The following is a 19204-nucleotide window of genomic DNA, read 5'->3' on the forward strand; positions in this document are numbered from 1 at the left end:
AAACGCGAAACCGAGCGTGCCGAACTGGACAGATGTGGCGACCAGTGCGCCGAGCAGTTTCCTGAAATGAGGTTTGGTCATTTCTGCCTCCGTTGAACCCGCGCTAAATCTACCGAATTGATAGAAATTAGATGCATTCAATGTTGCGTTTTTTACCCCTCTGGAGAAAATGTTCGACGATCTTTCGCTGTACGGAGAAATGTTTTCCTCCTCAGCCTCCGAAACGAATCCATGCCGGCCACCAGCCTATTTAGAAATGAGCAGCGCCGAGGCAAGGCCGTGAGGAATTTGGTCCGGCGCCTCAATCGGTGGTGATGGGAAAGTCGAAACGCTCCTTGGCGAACGGTTCACTTGCCACCGTGAAGTGCCACCATTCGCGTGCATAGTTCTTGAAGCCGCCGGCGCGCATGGCATCGACAAGCATCTTGCGGTTTGCCGCCGCTTCACTGGCGAGGCCGCGTTGGGCGGTTTCGCTCATCGGGTCAAAGCAGTCGAAGCCGGTGCCGAAATCGAGCGTGTCGGCATCAACGGCGCCGCAGGCTGGGTTCGGGCTGGACCTGCCGTCCGTTCGAGCGATGGCGACGTCGACGGTCGAGCCACGTGAATGGGCCGATAGTTCTCCGACATAGCCCTTGGCGATCAGATCGCTGCGCTTGACCCGGGGATACCATTGCGGATCGGCTGGCCCGTCCTGTTTCGTCCAGCCGCCTATGTCGACGACGGCGCGGGCAGGGCGGTAGCAATCGAACACCACCAGGGTCAGGCCTCTGGCGGCGATCGTCTTCTGGACGGCGGACAGTGCCTTTGCGGCCTGCTGGGTGAGGATGCAGGCCGGCGCGTCATAGCCTTTCACCTTGCGGTGCAGAAAATTGTCCGATCCGGCGTAGCGGATATCCTGGCGGATCGAGGGGTCGACATCGGCGAGCCGGACAAAGCCGGCGGGCAGGGCGTCGGCATGTGCCGGCGGAACGAAGACTGGGAGCATCAGCGTGCAAAAGCCAATGCGCTGAATCGCCTGGCGCATTCTATTCAACGGACACTTTCACTCGACGAACACCTTGACGCTGGCCGCGCGTCCCGCGGCGTCGATGACGGTCAGTGTCGAATAGCCGGCGCCGTCGGGTTGCCAGGTCGCGGTGCGGCGACGGTCGATGCCGGTCAGCGGCTTGCCGTTGGCTAGCCAGCGGAACGGCGCTCGACCGCCTTGCAGCTTCAGCACCAGCGGCGAGGCGTCGGCCGAATTGGTGCCGAGATCGACGCGGGCACCGTCGGGCGGGAAGATGATGGTCGGCGCGGGTTCGGTCACTGTCGCCTGCACCAGGCCGTCCGATCCGGCGCCGAAGCGGGCGAGCGTCACCGGCAGGTCCTCGCGCCTGGGGCTGAACACGCCGGGCGGCTTGCCCGGCAATGGGACGGTGGCCAGGCCCGAGCGGACAAAACCCTCGAAGAGGATGGGAGCGGCCGAGACATAGCCAGACAGGCCGGGAACCGCGCCGGCATCGGGGCGGCCGACCCAGACACCCAGCACAAAGCGGCCGTCGAAGCCGACCGACCACGCGTCGCGGTAGCCGTAGGAGGTGCCGGTCTTGTAGGCGATGCCGCGCTGCAAGGCACCCTCGGGCGGCTTGACGCCCGACAATATGTCGATGATCTGCCAGTTGGCCTGACCTTCGAGAATGGTGGCGGTGGTGCGCTCTGAATTGGCAGGCTCCGTGCCGTCATGCAGCGTGTGCGTCTTGCCGCCATTGGCGAGCCCTGTGTACAGCTGGACGAGGTCGCGCAGTGTCACCCCGACGCCGCCAAGGCCGATGGCCAGGCCCGGCGCTTCGTTGACCGGCAGTATGGGATTTACCCCGGCTTGGCGGAAGCGCGCCATCAGCCGCGTTGGCCCGACCGCGTCGAGCACGCGGATCGCCGGCACGTTGAGCGACAGTTGCAGCGCTTGCCGGATGCTGACATCACCCTGATAGCCCATGTCGAAATTCTTCGGCCGATAGCCGGAGAAATCGACGGGGCTGTCGTCGATCAGCGTCTCCTGCGCCACCAGGCCCTGTTCGAAGGCAAGACCGTAGATGAACGGCTTGAGCGTCGAGCCGGGCGAGCGGACGATCTTGGTCATGTCGATCCAGCCGGAGCGGCTGGCGTCGAAGAAATTGGCCGAGCCGACTTCACCGAGGATGTCGCCGGTGCGGGAGTCGGCCAGCACCATGGCGACCGACAGGCGGGGCCCAAGCTTGGTAGCCGCGTCCCTCGCCACCTGTTCCAGCCCTTCCTGGACGCTCTTGCGGATCGTCAGCTGCACGGGCTGGCCGGGGACGGCCTTGGGCAGCATCGCATAGGCGGCGTGCGCGGCGAGCGCCGGCAGCGTGCGGCGCAGGCCCGCCACATCATCGAGGGCGGCACGTGCGGCCTCGCGCTCGCCGAGCACGCCGGAGGACACCATGCGGGTCAACACCCGGTCGCGGGCGGCGTGGGCGATCTTCAGATTGCGGTCGGGCCGGCGCCTTTCCGGCAGTTGCGGCAGGGCGACGAGCAGGGCGGATTCGGAAACGGTAAGCCGCTTCGGCTCCTTGCCGAAATAGGCGAGCGAGGCGGCGCGCACGCCTTCCAGGTTGCCGCCATAGGGCGCCAGCGTCAGATAGCGTTCGAGGATCTCGCGCTTGGACAGCCGCCGCTCGATCTGGATGGCGCGCAGCATCTGCTTGATCTTGGAGCCGAGGCTACGGCTTTCGCGCGGCTCGATCAGCCGGGCGAGCTGCATCGACAGGGTCGAGCCACCGGAGACGATGTGGCCGCTGGCGGCGAACTGACCGGCGGCGCGCGCCAGCGCCAGCACGTCGACACCTTCATGGTCCCAGAAACGCTTGTCCTCATAGGTGACCAGCATGTCGACGAATTGCCTGTCGACCTCGTCGAGTCGGGTCTCGAGCCGCCAGTAGCCGTCCGGCGTGGCGAAGGCGCGCAACAGCTGGCCGTCGCGGTCCTGGACTTCGGTCGAGACCGTGAGTTCGGTCGGCAGCGGAGGCGGGAAGGCGCGGTCGAGTTCCCAGATGCTGGCTGCGGAGAGGACCGCAAGGCCGGCGACGGTCGCTGTGGCGATGGCTGTGCGTAGGAAGAATTTCCTGGAGAGCATAGCGCCGCCCCTCATTCGCCTGCCGGCACGACGGCCCTTCGGGTTTTCGTCGTTCGAAAAGGCAAGCAATTGGCTTTTCGTAAGCTGCGCGGACCACGCCTCACCTCCCCGTATAGTGACGGGGAGGTGGGAGCTTTCACAAGCCCTATCGCCATTTTCATGATCGTCACCATCAGCGCCTTTACGGCGCCTTGATCTCCATCATGCCGGTGGCTGTGCGGGCCGAATATTGCGGCCGGTACATGTCCTCCACCGTTGCCGCCGGGTGCGCATAGGTGCCCGGCGTCACCGCGCGCACGACATAGGCGAGGGTCAAATTGTGGTCGTGGTCGCCGTCGGCCGGGTTGAACGCCGCGACGAAACGGTCGTCGCGGAATTCGAGATGAGCCGCATCGGTCTGCGCCAGCCACGAGAAGTTCGTCAACTGGGCGCTGGAGACCAGGCCGGGATTGTCGATCTCGAAGCCAGCCGGCAACAGGTCGGTGACCAGCAGGCGCGACGGCCATGTGTTCTGCTCGTTGACCTTGAGCACGACGACATAGCGTTCGTTCTGCGTCGCCTCGGTGACGTTGGCCTCGGTGCCATCGAGCTTGTAGTAGGTGCGGCTGATGGTGAAGCCGTCGCCGCCGGCCGGCAGGGGCTGGACCGGCGACGCCACCGTGGTGACGACGGCCTGCAGCGGGGTCTTGCCGGTGTTGGCGATGGTCAGCGGGCTGTCAACCAGGTCACTGCCGTCGACCTGGTTGGAATAGCCGCCGGAATGCGCCGCGCCATTGACAGTCAGCGTGATCGTATCATTGCCTTCCTTCAGCGCGCGGGCCGCCAGCAGCATCCAGGATTCGTCCTGGGTGCTGGTCCAGCGGGCTTCGGCGCGTTCCCTGGTCACCAGCTTGACCAGCTCCGGCACGATCGCCGGCGCCGGCTTCGATTCCGCCGCCAGCGCCAGCATCGCCGCGCCGTCGCGCAGCCGCGAGCCGTAGTCGGAGCGGTAGTAGTCGTAGTCGGTGGTCGACTTGGCGAGCTGCAGGGCGGTCTTGAAGGTCAATTCCGCACGTGGCGTATCGCCGTAGAGCGCCAGGCTCGCCGCCAACTGGGCAACGGCCATCGGGCTCGAGAAAGCTTCGAGCTGGGTATCGGCGTAGTAGCGCAGATCGCCGATTGAGGCCTTCTTGTTGCGGGCCAGCACGTAGAGTGCGTAGGCGATCTCGCTGCCACGGTCCTGTACGCTCTGGTCGTAGCCGAGCGAGTTCTGCAGGTTGCTCAACGCCTGGTTCATCGCCAGGCTCGGCACGTCGTATTTCTGCTCGCGCGCCCTGGTCAGGAAGTCGGTGACATAGGCATCGAGCCACAGATCGCCGGAGCCCGGACCCCACAGGCCGAAGCTGCCGGCCGAGGCCTGGTAGCTCAAAACCTTGTAGATGGCGTCCTGGATGCGGCCATTGATGTCGGGATCGCTGGCCATGCCGATGCCGGATGCCAATTCATTGACGTAGAGAAGCGGCATGGCGCGGCTGGTGGTCTGCTCGGCGCAACCATAGGGGTAGCGGTCGAGCGTCATCAACAGCGACGGCACGTCGAAGGCGGCGGCCTGTGAAACGCCGACGCTGACGGAAGCGCCATCGAGCAGGCTGGCCGCCAGCAGTTCCCTGTCGACACGCAGCGCGCCGCCATCGCCCTTGAGGTCGACCACCAGGCGGGTGGTGACCGGCAATTGCGCCGGACGCACCGGGACATAGAGCGTCTGCTCGACCTTGGTGCCGTCGGCATGGGCGAGCTTGATGGTAAGCGAGGCATTGCCGGCCGTCTGTGCGATCAGCGGCACGGTCAGCGTCTGCCGCTTGCCCTGGGCGAGCGTCAGCGTCTGGGGCAGAGGCTTGTCGCCCGTCGACAGGTCGCCCGTCGTTTCGATCGACAGCGCATAGTCGCCGGCAGGGCCATCGGTATCGGCGACATCAAGGCGCATGACGGCGGCGTCACCAGGCGCCAGGAAGCGCGGCAGGCCGGCGGCGATCACGACGGGGTCGCGCACGATCACGTCGGTCTGGGCGTGGCCGACCGCTTCCTTGGTCCAGGCGACGGCCATGACGCGCACGGTGCCGTTGAACTGCGGGATGTCGAAGTCGATCCGCGCCTTGCCGTCGGCATCGAGCTCGACGGGACCGGAGAAGAAGGCGACCAGCTTTTCGGTCGGCGGGCTGCCTTGCGCCTGCATGTTGGCGCCGTCGCCGCCGGTCCTGAGCTTGCCGGTGTTGCCAAGCGAGCCGTCGATCAGGCGACCGTAGATGTCGCGGATTTCCATGCCCATCATGCGCTGCCCGAAGAACCAGTTCTCCGGATCCGGTGCCTTGTAGTTGGTCAGGTTGAGGATGCCGACATCGACGGCGGCAACCATGACATAGGCATTGCTGCCCGGCTGCACGCCGGCGACGGAAACCGGGATCGACAGCTGCTGGCGCGGCATGGTCTTGTCCGGCGGCGTCAAGGTGACGGCGAGCTTCTTCGAGCCCGGATCGACCTTCAGCCATTTCACGCCGATGGCGCGTGCCGGCATACGTGTTTCCTGCGCATCGCCCGGTCGGAACAGGGTTGCGGTGACATAAGCGCCGGCGCCCCAGTCGTCGCCGACCGGAATGTCGACGGTGCTGCCGCCGGCCGGCACTGACGCCGTGACGGTCTTCAACAGCTTGTCGGAGCCGATGTTGATGAGAAGTTCGCCGGCAAAGTGCGGCGAGACTTTCAGCTTGGCCACTTCGCCGGCGGCATAGGTGTCCTTGTCGAGGGCGATTTCGAGGCCGTCAGGCGTTTCGGTGGTGGTCGAGGAGACATACCAACCGGCATCGAACTCGTAGCTGGTCGCCGGTCCCTCGGGATCCGATGTCTCGACCTCGAGCCGATACTGGCCCCAGTCGACCGGCACGGAGACCGTCGCGTCGCCGTCGGCGCTGAGGTCGACCTGGCCGTTGGCGATCGACTTGGTGAAGGTGACCGGTTCGTAGTTCCAGGAATTGTTGGAACGGTACCACTGGTAATTGCGTTCGACCTTGACCAGCGTCCACTGCGCGCCTTTCAGCGCCTCGCGCTTGCCGTCCGGGTCGACGGCGATCAGGCTGAACCTGGCCGTGCCGCCCTGCGGCACTTCATTGTCGGCGAAATCTGGACGGATGCCGATCATATGGCCTTGCGGGCGGATGCCGATGTTGAGCGAACGCTCGATGGCGCGGCCACCGGTTTCGCGCATCCTGACCGTCACCTTGGCGTCGACCAACTTGGTGGTCGAGGGCAGTTGCTCGACGGAGACCGGGAAGGTCACCTTGCCGTCATCGCCGACCACCGGCAGATCGGCGAGGGGGGTGACGGTGGGTTCGGCCGACTGCTCGTCAGCGAGGCCAAAGGAAAAGCCCTGGAAACGGTCCCAGTCGCGCGATGTCGACAGCGTCAACTCGCCTTCCAGCGCCAGGCCTGCTGCCGGCGCCCCATAGAGGAAGCGGCCGTCAATGGTGATGTTGGCGGTTTCCCCCTGGGCTATTTCCTGGTTGTCGGCCTTCATGTCGAATTCGATGCGATCCGGCACAAAATCCTCGACCAGGAACATCTGGCTGGCCACCGCCGGCTGCTTGGGATCGGTGTAGATCGACACCGACCAGGTGCCGCGCATGGCGTTGGGTTCGAGCGGCAGGTCGACGGCATGGCCGCCGGCCGATGCGCCGGCGCTGACGATGCGGCGATCCTCGACGCCGTCGGGGCGCGAGAAGATGAAGGTCAGCGGCAGGTTTTCGACCGCCTTGGCGGCGCCGTCGCGGGCAAGCGCCGCGACATGGACATCCTCGCCGGCGCGGTAGATACCGCGTTCGGTCCAGGCATAGACGTCCAGCGCACCGGGCGCTGCGCGGCCGGTGACGCCGCGGTCGGACAGGTCGAAGCCGGCCCGGCCCATGTCGAGGAAGACGAAGTCATTGTCGCCCTGCTTGGCCATCAGCACAGCCGGCACCATGCCGCCGTCGCCGCGCGTCAGGCCGGGGTTGAAGACGGCGTGGCCGTCGGCATCCGATGTCGCCGTGCCGAGAACCTCATTGTTCCGGGCAACCAGGGTCAGTTCGGCGCCTGCTATCGGCTTGGCGCTGCCCAGCGAACGGGCAAAGACATTGAGCCCGTCCTGGCCGGTATAGGTCGACAGGCCGATGTCGGAGACGACGAACCACTGCGTGGCCATCGAATTGTAGTCGTCGCTCTTGTCATTGACGGCCTGGGCGGTCAGCACATAGACGCCTGGCTTGCGCTGCGGCAGCGCCTCGTCGACCGGGAAGGAAGTGGTGACCTCCTTGTTGAGATCATTGGCAATGTCGAGCTGGCCTTGCCAGACCGGCTCGCCCATCTGCTCGGAAATGTTGGAGATGTCATAGCCGTCGAGCTGATGCAGGAACTGGTAGCCTGAAAGAAGCTGGGCCAGCGAGCGGTCGCCGATGCGATAGAGCTTCACTTCGGCGGCGTTCATGTTGACGGTGACGACCGGAATGCCGCGGCGCGCGCCGGCCGGCAGCACGAAGCTGTCGCCGGTGAAGCGGGCGGACGGTGCGCGGTCCTGGACATAGATCGACAGCACCACGGGAGCCGCGGTCACCTCGCCGATGGCCGCCGGCAAGCCGGCACGGAAAGTGACATCATAATGCTGGCCGTGCTCCAGACCTTCGACACAGATCTGCTTGTCCTTGGCCTCGACGCCCTTGGGCGGCGCGTTGTTGACGGTGACGAATTGCGCGTAGTCGACGCCGGTCTTGACCAGATCCTCGGAGAATTGCGCGCAGATGCGCGGCGCGCTGGTGTCCGCATCGACGGTGTGGTCGATGACGCGGAAACCCTTGCGCGCCTTGAGATCGGCATAATCGGCCTGGACCGTGGGCGAAGGGACCAGGGCAAGGCTGGCCTCATAGGCCTGCAAGGCCGGCCGGTAGAGATCGCGCTTGTCGAGGCCGTTGCCGAGCAGCGCCAGCACGTCGGCGCGCGTCTTGGTGGTGCGCAGCAGCTTGTAGGCGTTGAAAGCAGCCGAGGTGCCGTTTGCCGGCAAAGTGGATGCATCGGAGGTGTTGGCGCCCGGTTGCACGGCCAGAGTTTCACGCGCCAGGTTGAGCCAGAGCTGGCCATCGTCGGGCAGCACCGAGACCGCGGCTTCGTATTTCAACATGGCGGAGCGGTGGTCGCCGGTCAGCACAGCCTGCTCGGCGGCGTTCATCAAGGCCGCCATGCCCTCTGTCGGCTTGTCATAGGCCGGGCCGAGCAGCTTTTTGCGGTATTGCTGGGCCTGATCGGCCATCCAGTTGGGGAAGAAGGCGAGTTCCGGCGGCGCGCCGATATCAGGATCGCCATCGATGTTGACGACCTTGCCGGCGACCGCACCATTGAAGGTTTTCAGCTGGTTGTAGTCGGATTTGAGGAAGCACCATTTGGCTTTTTTATTGTAAGTGAAGGCGCGGCAGGCCGGGTCTCCCAGGCATGTCGTCTTGCACTGGTCGAGGGTCACATTCTGGTCGGACCTGAGATCAAAGCCGAAATAATCGGAATTGTCCGTCGTCGCGATTCGCCGAGCCTCGGCGGCCTGCGCGACACCGCTCCAAGCCAAGACATTGGCCCAGGCAAAAAACAGAAGAATCAGGATCGACAGACCACGAGCCGCGCGCATTGCCATAACACCCTCCAGACAGTGCTAACGTCCAGGCATGATCAAGCTTCAGTCAAGCTTGTCAACACAGGGACGCGGCAGGGTTCCGCCTGCCAACGGTTTCCTTTCCGGCCAGCGGCCGGTAGTACCTCCATAGGACAGGGGATCACGCTTTCTTGCGGCGACGCAAAAGGTGTGAATTCCAAGCCCACCCTATTTCAGACAATTGGATTGTGGCCCCTTTACGAGCGCTTCAGAACTTCATTCCAATTTTAGTTTTATAACCTAGGTTGTCTTAATGCCGGCGCATGAAGAGCAGATGTCAGGAGGACGCGCGCCAGGGCGTGCACTTCCGCGCGCCCTGCTTTTGGCCATGATGTGCTCGACCGCGCTGGTCGCCGAATCGCGGCCGGCGGCGGCTTTCGAGCTTTTCGGCATCAAGCTGTGGGGATCGTCCAACGACGAGGATGCCGACATTGTCGATCCTATGCGCTATGCCGTCACCATCAATGCCCCCGACGCCGATAAGGATCTGGTCAAGAAGCTGGAAAACGCCTCGACCCTGAAAAATGACGAGGGGCGTCCCGTTTCCGGCTCGCTCGGACTGATGGCCAAGGCACGCAGCGATCGCGAGCAGTTGGTCGCCGCGCTCTATGCCGATGCCCGCTACGAAGGCGTCGTCACCGTCACCATAGACGGCAAGCCGCTCGACGATTTGCCGCCCGATGCCGAATTCAAGGGTCCGCAGCCAGTACCGGTGGTCATCGATATCGCCAGCGGACCGAAATTCACGTTGGGCAATATCAGGCTGCAAGGCGACGCGGCGGGGCTGATGAGCGCCGATTATGGCCTGATATCAGGCGGTGACGCCGGATCCGGCGCCGTGCTCAAGGCCGAGGCACTGATCGTGCGGACGCTGAAGGAGCAAGGCAGGCCGCTGGCCAAGGTGACGGACCGCCAGATCGTCGCCGACCATGCCACCTCGACGCTCGACGTGACGCTGACGGTTGCCGCCGGGCCGGTCGCCGGCTACGGCCCGACCACGGTGGAAGGCACCGAGAAGGTCGATCGCGACTTCACCGAATACATGACCGGCCTCAAGCGCGGCCGGCAGTACTCGCCGCAAGAGATCAGCGACGCGCGCGACCGGCTGCTGGCGCTCGAGGTCTTCAACAGCGTGACGTTCAAGGAAGCCGACTCGCTCGATGCCGATGGCAACATTCCGATCGGCGTCCAGGTCAGCGAGCGCAAGCCGCACTATTTTGGCGTCGGCGGCACCTTTTCCAACACCGAGGGGCTGGGCCTGGAAGGCTATTGGGGCCACCGTAACCTGTTTGGACGAGCCGAGAAGCTGCGCATCGAAGGCGCCATCAGCGGCATCGGCAGCAATGACCTCAGCGAGCTCAACTACAATGCCGGCATCATGTTCGAAAAACCTGGTGTGATCGGGCCGGCATCGAAATTCTTCGCCAGGGTCAAGACCGTGCTCGAACATCCTGATGCCTATGACCATTTCTCGGTCAAGGGCAGCACCGGCCTGTCCTACGAACTGACCAAGAAGCAGACGGTTTCCGGCGAGGTGGCGCTCGACTATTCCCGCATCCACGACGCTTTCGGCAAGCACAAATACCTGATCGCCAGCGTTCCGCTGCAATATGTCTATGACAACAGGGACAACCGGCTGAACCCGACCAGCGGCTTCCGGATGCTGGCCTATGCCGAGCCCAGCTATGACATTCTGAGCGGTGCCGCCTTCCTCAAGCTGAAGGGCGAGGGTTCGGCCTATCAGTCGTTGGATTCAGCCTCGAAGTTCGTGCTGGCCGAACGTGTCGCTGTCGGTTCGATCGTCGGCACCAGCCTCGAACACGTGCCGGCTGACCGGCGCTTCTATTCCGGCGGCGGCGGTTCGGTGCGCGGCTATGCCTATCAGGGCATCGGCCCCAAGGACTTCACCGGCCAGCCGATCGGCGGTCTGTCCTTCTTCGAAACCTCGGTCGAGATGCGCATCGCCATCACCGACACGATCGGCATCGTGCCGTTCGTCGATGCCGGCACGGTGTCGACCAAGTCGGTTCCAGATTTCTCCGACGTCAAGGTCGGCGCCGGTGTCGGTCTGCGCTATGTTACGCCGTTCGGGCCGTTTCGCATCGACGCGGCCGTGCCGCTCAACCGCGATCCGGGCGACCCGCATTTCGGCATCTATGCCGGCATCGGGCAGGCATTTTGACGATGAAGACGGTCTGGCGCATTCTCCGCATCGTCCTTTACACTCTGCTGATCGTGGTCGCGGGAGCGATCGGCGCGCTGGTGGTGCTGACCAAGACCGAGCGCGGACGCGACAATCTCGCCGGCATTATTTCGCGCCTGGCTTCGAGCGACGACCGCAAGATTACGGTCAGCGGCATAGATGGCATCTGGTCCGGGGCGCTCAGCGTCGACCATGTTGTGCTGGAGGATCGCGAGGGTGCCTGGCTGGTGGCACGCAAGGTGGCCGTCGACTGGTCGCCGCTGGCGCTGCTGTCGAAAAACTTCAGCGCCGACCGCATCGCAGCCGAGCGCATCGAATTGGCGCGGTTGCCGGTGGCCAGCACGCAGCCAGCGCAGAGCAGCGGCACGACGACGCTGCCGGTTTCGCTCGATATCAAGCAAATCGACCTGCCCGAGATTGCGCTGGGGCAAGACCTTGCCGGCAGCGGCATCGCCGAACTCGCCGCCAAGGGCATGCTCAAGGCCGACGCCGCGCCCCTGGCGGTCGAGACGACGCTCAACGTCACCCGCCATGACGGCAAGCAAGGCAAAGTCGACGCCAAGATCCACTTTGCGCCGGCGGACAACAGGCTCGACCTCGACCTCAAGGCCTCGGAGCCGGCAGGCGGGATCATCGCCAATCTGCTCAAGCTGCCCGATGCGCCGCCGGTCGACATAATCGTCTCGGGGACGGGGCCGCTCGCCAATTGGAACGGCATCGGCACGTTCGCGGTCGACGGCAAGATCGTCACCCAGCTGACGGGCCGCCACCAGCTGACCGACAAAGGCAATCACGTCGAAGCCAAGGGCGACGGCGACTTCGCCCGCTTCCTGCCGGAGAATTTGAAACCGCTTTTTGCCGGCAAGACCAGTTTCGATGTCGCGGGCACCGCGACATCGGCCGGTGGCGTCAGTGTCGACCGCGCCAATATCGAGAGCGATGCGGTGCACGGCACCGCGACCGGCATCGTCGATCCTGCCGGCGCCAGCGATCTCTCGGTCGAACTCGCCGCCAAGGGCCCGCCTGTGGTGATCAGCGTCGGCAGCAAGGCGCAGCCGATCACGCTGGCGATCAGCAATGCCACCGCCCGCGCCTTCGGCGACGGCAAGGCGCCAATCATCGACATCGGCGCCTCCTTCGTTTCGATCGTCGCCGGCGGCACGCGGCTGGACGATCTGGCAGCGCAGATCCATTCCGACGGTTTCGACATCCAGAACCGCGCCGGCCCGGTCAGCGTCAAGCTGGCAGCGGGTGGTCTCAAGACCGACGTGGCGACACTGGCGCCGCTGATCACCGGCAAGGTCGATGTCGATCTGGCCGGGTCGATCAGCAAGGACGCCATTGCCATCGACCAGGGCACATTGCGTTCCGACGCGCTCAACGCTTCGCTGACAGCCACGGTAGGACTTGCCGACCTGTCGATGCAGCTCAAGATGAACGCGGATGCCGTGGCGACGGCCTTTCCGCCGCAGATCGCCTCGGTGCTCGGCGCCCGGGTGAAATTCTCAGCCAGCGCGACGCGCGATCCGCAGGGGTCCTTCGCCGCGAATTCGATCGAGTTCACGTCCGGCACGCTCAGCGCCGCCGGCACGGCCAGCATGCAAGGCACCGACATCCAGGCCGACATCAAGGGCAAACTGGGTGATGTTTCGGTGCTGTCGCCGATGGTCGGCGTGCCGGTTACTGGCGGTATCGATTTCGCGCTGTCGGCCAGCGGCGCCATGACGGCGCCGGATTTCACGGTCTCCGCCGACAGCGACAGCCTGACCGCCTCGGGCCGTACGGTGAAGAGCATCAAGCTGACGGCGAGCGGCAAGGCCGACATTGCCAGCCCCGCAGCCAATGTCTCCCTGACCGGTTCCGTCAACGACCAGCCGCTCGACATCAAGGCGGCGCTGGTGACGAGCGAAGGCAAGCGTTCGATCAACGGATTCCTGGTCTCGCTGGGCGACAACAAGGTCTCGGGCGATCTCGCGCTGGACGACAAGTACATGCCGCTGGGCACGCTGACGCTCGACGCGCCCGCTATCGACCAGCTGGCCGCACTGGCCGGCCAGGCGGTGACGGGCGACATCGACGGCACCATCCGCTTTGCCAAGGAGGGCGACGCGCCTTCCGTCGCCATCGACGCGAAGAGCACGTCGATCGCGCGCGGTGACGTGACGGCCAAGGCCATCACCGTCAATGCGCTGATCGCGAACTATCTCAAGGCGCCGGCGATCGCGGGTTCAATCAAGGCCGACAGCATCACCTCCGGTACCACCGAAATCGACGACATCGGCGTCGACCTGAAGCGCGACGGCGACTGGACCAATTTCACCGGCGGCGCCACCATAGCTGGCATTCCGGCAACGGCTGCCGGCCGGGTGAAGATCGCCGACGGCACGACCAGCGTCGAGATCGACTCGGGCGAAGCGACTGTTCGCGGCATCAAGGCGGCAATCGCTGAAGCCTCGACGCTAAGCATCGCCAACGGCATTGCCAGCATCGAGCGACTGGCGCTCGATATCGGCGGCGGTTCGGTGACCTTGTCCGGTACCGCCGGCCAGACACTCGACCTCGCGGCGCAATTTTCGGCACTGCCGGCGGCGCTCGCCAATGATTTCTCGCCCGGTCTCGATGCGGTGGGCACGCTTGGCGGCACGGCGCAGGTGACCGGATCGCCAGCGGCTCCAGACGTCCGCTTCAATGCGCAGCTGGCTGGCGTCGAAACCAGCCAGACCCGCCAGGCGGGGCTCGGGGCGCTCGCTGTCGACGCGGCAGGCAGCTACACCATGGCCGGCGGTGTTGTGCTCGATCAAGTGACGCTGACCGGAGACAAGATTTCCGGCAAGGCGACCGGCACCCTCAACCCGAACGGTGCCAGCGATTTCGCTCTCGACATCAATTCGACCGGTCCAAGCCTACCGCTGACTCTGGGCAGCGTGGAAAGCCCGATCAAGCTCGAGTTGCAGGCCCTTTCGATGAAGGCGGCGGGGCAGGGCACGCAGCCCCGGCTCGACATTTCCGCGTCGCTGCCTTCGGTCGCTACCAAGCTGGCCAGGGTCGAAGGTGTCGCGGTCGCCCTGCATTCCGATGCATTTGACCTGAAGGCCCGCACAGGACCGATCTCCGGCACGGTGTCGGCGGAAAAGATCGGCCTCGACAATCCGACCATCGCGCCGCTGATCGCCGGCAAGGTCACGGCCAAGGTCGCCGGCAACCTGGCCACGGAGGCCATCACCATCGACAGCGGCTCGGTGACGAGCGACGTGCTGAACAGTGGCTTCACTGGTCGGGTATCGCTGGCCGACGGCGCCATCGACCTCAATTTGAAAGCCGATGCAGCCTCGGCGGCGCTGCCGGCTGCGGTGCGCGGGGTGTTTGCAGAACGCGCGCAACTGAGCGCTGCGCTGAAGCGCGATGCGTCGGGCAATGTCAATGTCGATGGATTGAAGCTGGCCTCCGGCGCACTGACCGCCGAAGGGCAGGCGAGCCTTGCCGACAACAAGATCACCGCCGACATCAAGGGTGCGCTGAGCGACATCTCGCTGCTGTCGAAGGATGCCAAGGGCGCCATTGCCTTTGCGTTGAACGCACAGGGGCCGGCCACGGCGCCGGATCTGTCGCTGACGGTGGACAGCGACCGGCTGCTGGTGGCATCGCGCGAGATCACCGGGCTGAAGCTGACCGCCACCGGCAAGGCCGATGCCGCCAACCCGGCGGCGAATGTGCGACTGACCGGCAATGTCGCCGGCCAGGCGCTGCAAGGCAGTGCGGTGCTGGCGACGGCGGACGGCAAGAGCGCCATCAACGGCCTGCTGCTGTCGCTGGGCAAGAACAGGATTTCCGGTGATCTGGCGCTGGACGAGAAGTTCGTGCCGGTCGGCACCATCGCGCTCGACCTGCCCGATATCGGCCCGCTGGCGGCGCTTGCACTGGAAAAGGCCGAAGGCGACGTGCGCGGCACGATCGCCTTCTCGAAGAACGGCACCGCGCCGCAGGTCGCGATCAAGGCGACGACAGCGTCGATTACGCGGGGCGACCTGCAGGCGAAAGCTGTCTCAATCGATGCGCTGGTCGCCAACTATCTGGCAGTACCCGTGATCTCCGGAAAGATCCGCGCCAACACCGTCACGTCGGGTGGCACCGTGATCAGCGGCATCGATGTCGATCTGAAGCGTGACGGTGACTGGACCGGCTTCTCCGGCGGCGCAACCGTCAAGGGCATTCCGGTAAAGGCCACTGGCCGCGTGAAAGTGGCCAATGGCACGACGACCATCGAGCTTGCGTCCGGCCAGGCGACCGTACAGGGCATCAAGGCGGCGATCGCCCAGGCGTCGACCGTCAGCATCGCCAACGGCACGACGACGCTGGACCGGCTGGTGATCAACCTTGGCGGCGGCACGGCGACGGTGACCGGCAAGGTCGGCACGGCGCTCGACATCAACGCGACGCTGGCGCGGGTGCCGATGTCGCTCGCCAACAGTTTCTCGCCGGGCCTCGACGCCGCCGGCTCGATTTCGGGCACGGTCAAGGTGACGGGTGCGCCAGCGAGCCCTGCGGTTGCCTTCAACATCGACGCGACCGGCGTGCAGACGTCACAGACACGAGGTGCTGGTGTCGGTGCGGTCAGTGTTTCCTCGTCGGGCACCTTCGCCGCCAGCAAGCTGACCTTCAATGCCAATCTCAGCGATGGAGCCGGCCTCGGGCTCAAGGGCGGCGGCACCGTGACGACGTCAGGCACGCCGGCGCTGGTGCTCGATTTCAATGGTGCCGTGCCCTTCGGCCTGCTCAGCCAGAAGCTCGCAGCGCAAGGCCTGTCGCTGTCTGGAACCGCCAATGTCAACGTGCAGGTGCGCGGTCCAGCGACATCGCCTGTCATCGGCGGCAGCGTCAACACTTCCGGTGCGCGCCTGGTCGATGCGCGCTCGGGCCTCGCGGTCAACGATCTCGCCGCCGATGTCTCGATCGCCGGCGGCGTCGCCAGGATCAACCGGCTGACGGGAACGCTGTCGACGCGCGGCAGCCTGTCGGCCAGCGGCACGGTTGGCATCAACCCGGCGCAGGGTTTCCCGGCCGACCTATCGATCAAGCTGGTCGACGGCCGCTATACGGACGGCCGTGTGGTGACCGCCAATCTCGGCGGCGACCTGACGATCAAGGGACCGCTGACATCCGCACCTGTCATTGCCGGAACCGTCAACCTCGCCAAGACAGTGATCACGGTTCCGGACAAGCTGCCGGGCTCGCTGGCGGCGCTCGATGTCAAGCACAAGAACGCGCCGGGTGCGGTCAGGGCGCAGGACAAGGCGCTGCGGCCGCCGACGACCAGCGGCAAGGGCGGCGGAACGGGCCTCGCGCTCGATGTCACGGTCAACGCGCCGAACCAGATCTTCATCCAGGGCAGGGGTGTCGATGCCGAATTCGGCGGCTCGCTCAAGCTGACCGGCCCGGCCTCATCGCCGCAAGCGGTCGGCACCTTCACCCTGCAGCGCGGACGGCTGTCGATCCTCGGCAAGCGGCTGACCTTCACCGAAGGCACGGTCGGCTTCTCCGGCTCGCTGGTGCCCTATCTCAACCTGACGGCGACGACGACGACGACCAGCGCCACCGTCACCATCGTGGTGTCGGGCGAGGCGACCAATCCGAAATTCACCTTCTCCTCGGTGCCGGCGCTGCCCGAGGACGAGGTGCTGGCGCAATTGATCTTCGGCCGCTCGATGTCGAATCTGTCGCCGCTGCAGATCGCCCAGCTTGCCGAAGCGGCCGGACAACTGGCCGGTGTCGGCGGCTCGACGTCGCTGCTTGAAAACCTGCGCAGCGCCATCGGCGTCGACGATCTGGATGTCACCACGGACGACAAGGGCGGCACGGCGGTTTCGGCCGGCAAGTACCTCAACGACCGCACCTATGTGACGATCCAGAAGGGTGACAAGCCGGGTTCTGGCAAGGCGACGATCGACCTCAATGTCGGGCGCGGCGTCAAGCTGCGCGGCGAGGCCAACGACGCGGGCGAAGCCAAGGGTGGCATCTTTTACGAGAAGGAATACTGATACTTAAGCGGGACTTTTGGCCCCATGCTGGCTCGATGCTGGCGCTGTCGGGGCCGCAGTAAATGTCTCAGTTTAATCGACTATCCAGATTCCAAAGGAATCCGACGAGCAGTAGCAATTTTGCGCCAAGACTGTCGTTATCACGCGAACCGCTCCGTTTTCAAAGTTGCACATTCGCTAACATGTTCTCAATCCACGCCGTCTTTGACATCATGGCCTGGATGCGGAATGTTACAAGGCGGAAAGCCAACAATGGGAGTTAAGTCATGACAATTTACAAGAGCAATGGCGATTGCGTTCCGGATCACATCCTGGCCATGGCCGAAGAAGCCAAGGCAGGCAAGGTCGATCGCCGCGAATTCCTGGCCATGGCCAGCGTCTTCGGTGCGTCGACGGCAATGGCTTACGGCTTGCTCGGCCTCGCCGACCCGACGCCGGCGAAGGCCGAAGAGGTAAAAGGCAAGAAGGGCGGCACGCTGAAGATCGCCCAGTGGATCAAGGATCCCAAGGACCCGCGCAAGGCCGACTGGTCGGAAATCGCCAATGCCGAGCGCCAGGCGCTCGAGCCGCTGGTCAAGTACACATCCGAATACACGTTCCGGCCCTATCTGCTGGAGAGCTGGGACGTCAACGACGACGCCACGCAGTACACGTTGCATGTGCGCAAGGGCGTCACCTGGTCGAATGGCGATGCCTTCACCGCCGATGACGTCATCTTCAACCTGAAGCGCTGGGCCGACAAGAAAGCCGAAGGCAATTCCATGCCCGGCCGTCTCGGCTCACTGGTCAAGGACGACAAGCTCGACGAAAGCGCTGTCACCAAGCCGGACGATCACACGGTGGTGCTGAAGCTCACCAAGCCCGACATCGCGTTGATCCCGAACATGTGTGACTATCCCGGCCTGATCGTCCACAAGAGCTTCGATGAGAAGGGCGGCGATTTCAAATCCTGCCCGATCGGCACCGGCCCGTTCGAGCTCGTCTCCTACGATGTCGGCCAGAAAGTGGTCTACAAGCGCCGCACCGACGACAAGTGGTGGGATGGCGAAGTGTTCCTCGATGGGCTGGAATTCATCGACTACGGCACCGATCCGGCGGCCATGGTCAGTGCTTTCGAAGCCGGCGAAGTCCACACCAATTTCGAGACCTCGGCCGACTACGTGTCGATCCTCGACGGCATGGACCTGGTAAAGTCGGAGATCGTCACCGCATCGACCATCGTCTGCCGCACCAACGTCAACAACAAGCCCTATGGCGACCAGAAGGTGCGCAACGCGCTGCAGCTTGGCGTTGACAACAATGTCGTCCTCCAGCTTGGCTACGGCAATGCCGGCTCGGTCGCCGAGAACCACCATGTCTGCTCGATCCATCCGGAATATTACGAGTTGCCCAAGATTGCCCGTGATCCGGCCAAGGCGAAGGCGCTGATGGCGGAAGCCGGCCAGGCCGACTTCGAACACGAGCTGATTACCGTCGACGAAGACTGGCACAAGAACACCGGCGATGCCATCGCCGCTCAGTTGCGCGACGCCGGTATCAAGGTGAAGCGCACCGTTCTGCCGGGTTCGACGTTCTGGAACGACTGGACGAAGTATCCGCTGTCGATGACCAACTGGAACATGCGCCCGCTCGGCGTTCAGGTCTTGGCCATCGCCTACCGCACCGGCGAGGCCTGGAATGAGGCCGGTTGGTCGAACCCGGACTGGGATGCCAAGCTCAATGCGGCGCTCGCCGTTGCCGACGCCGCCAAGCGCAAGGAAATGATGAAGGACATCGAGCAGATCCTGCAGGATTCCGGCATCCTGATCCAGCCATACTGGCGCAAGCTCTACAGCCACTCGGTCAAGGCGGTGCAGAACTACAAGATGCACCCGACCTTCGAGCGCGACTACGGCAAGGTCTGGCTCGACCAGGCTTGATCGCACCGACAAGGGGAAGGGGCGTCGCCCCTTTCCGTCGCTCTTTGCATCATCCGTCCCTGTTGGTCCGCGCTTTCTCAAAAAAGTTGCGGACTCACGGGCAAGGTGATGCGACAAAAACAGGGTTGATCGCATCCGAAGGCCTGTTTGACAGCCAGCCCTGCCGGTCACGGCAGGGTTGGCTTTCATAGCCGGCTCGAACCCCAACCCATCGGC

General features: G+C 64.5%; 6 protein-coding genes. 3 read left to right on the forward strand and 3 right to left on the reverse strand.

Features of this window, described 5'->3' with window-relative positions; genetic code table 11:
- Positions 1 to 301 precede the first annotated feature (301 nt).
- The 3 genes from ASD12_RS05625 to ASD12_RS05635 all read right to left on the reverse strand — a co-directional run bounded on the left by ASD12_RS05625 (position 302) and on the right by ASD12_RS05635 (position 8813).
- Entirely contained in the window at positions 302 to 985 is a 684-nt protein-coding gene (locus ASD12_RS05625) for a M15 family metallopeptidase (RefSeq protein WP_056583073.1), read from the reverse strand.
- A gap of 57 nt (positions 986 to 1042) precedes the next feature.
- Complete coding sequence (gene pbpC, locus ASD12_RS05630; protein ID WP_156398541.1) at positions 1043 to 3133, reverse strand: penicillin-binding protein 1C; 2091 nt, start codon at positions 3131 to 3133, stop codon at positions 1043 to 1045.
- Between the two features lie 181 nt (positions 3134 to 3314).
- Positions 3315 to 8813: an alpha-2-macroglobulin family protein gene (locus ASD12_RS05635; protein WP_056582756.1), complete on the reverse strand. Its 5499-nt coding sequence runs from the start codon at positions 8811 to 8813 to the stop codon at positions 3315 to 3317.
- A gap of 271 nt (positions 8814 to 9084) precedes the next feature.
- Between ASD12_RS05635 and ASD12_RS05640 the strand changes: the two genes are divergently transcribed.
- The 3 genes from ASD12_RS05640 (at position 9085) to ASD12_RS05650 (ending at position 18988) form a co-directional block, all read left to right on the forward strand.
- The gene (locus ASD12_RS05640; RefSeq protein WP_056582758.1) at positions 9085 to 11013 is read left to right on the forward strand and encodes an autotransporter assembly complex family protein; all 1929 of its coding nucleotides are present in this window, start codon (positions 9085 to 9087) and stop codon (positions 11011 to 11013) included.
- 2 nt (positions 11014 to 11015) lie between these two features.
- Entirely contained in the window at positions 11016 to 17069 is a 6054-nt protein-coding gene (locus tag ASD12_RS05645) for a translocation/assembly module TamB domain-containing protein (protein ID WP_056582760.1), read from the forward strand.
- Between the two features lie 266 nt (positions 17070 to 17335).
- Positions 17336 to 18988 (forward strand): ABC transporter substrate-binding protein, encoded by a 1653-nt coding sequence (locus ASD12_RS05650; protein ID WP_056582762.1) that lies wholly within the window; start codon positions 17336 to 17338, stop codon positions 18986 to 18988.
- Positions 18989 to 19204: the final 216 nt, after the last annotated feature.

The sequence above is a fragment of the Mesorhizobium sp. Root102 genome, assembly GCF_001425625.1.
GTDB lineage: Bacteria > Pseudomonadota > Alphaproteobacteria > Rhizobiales > Rhizobiaceae > Mesorhizobium.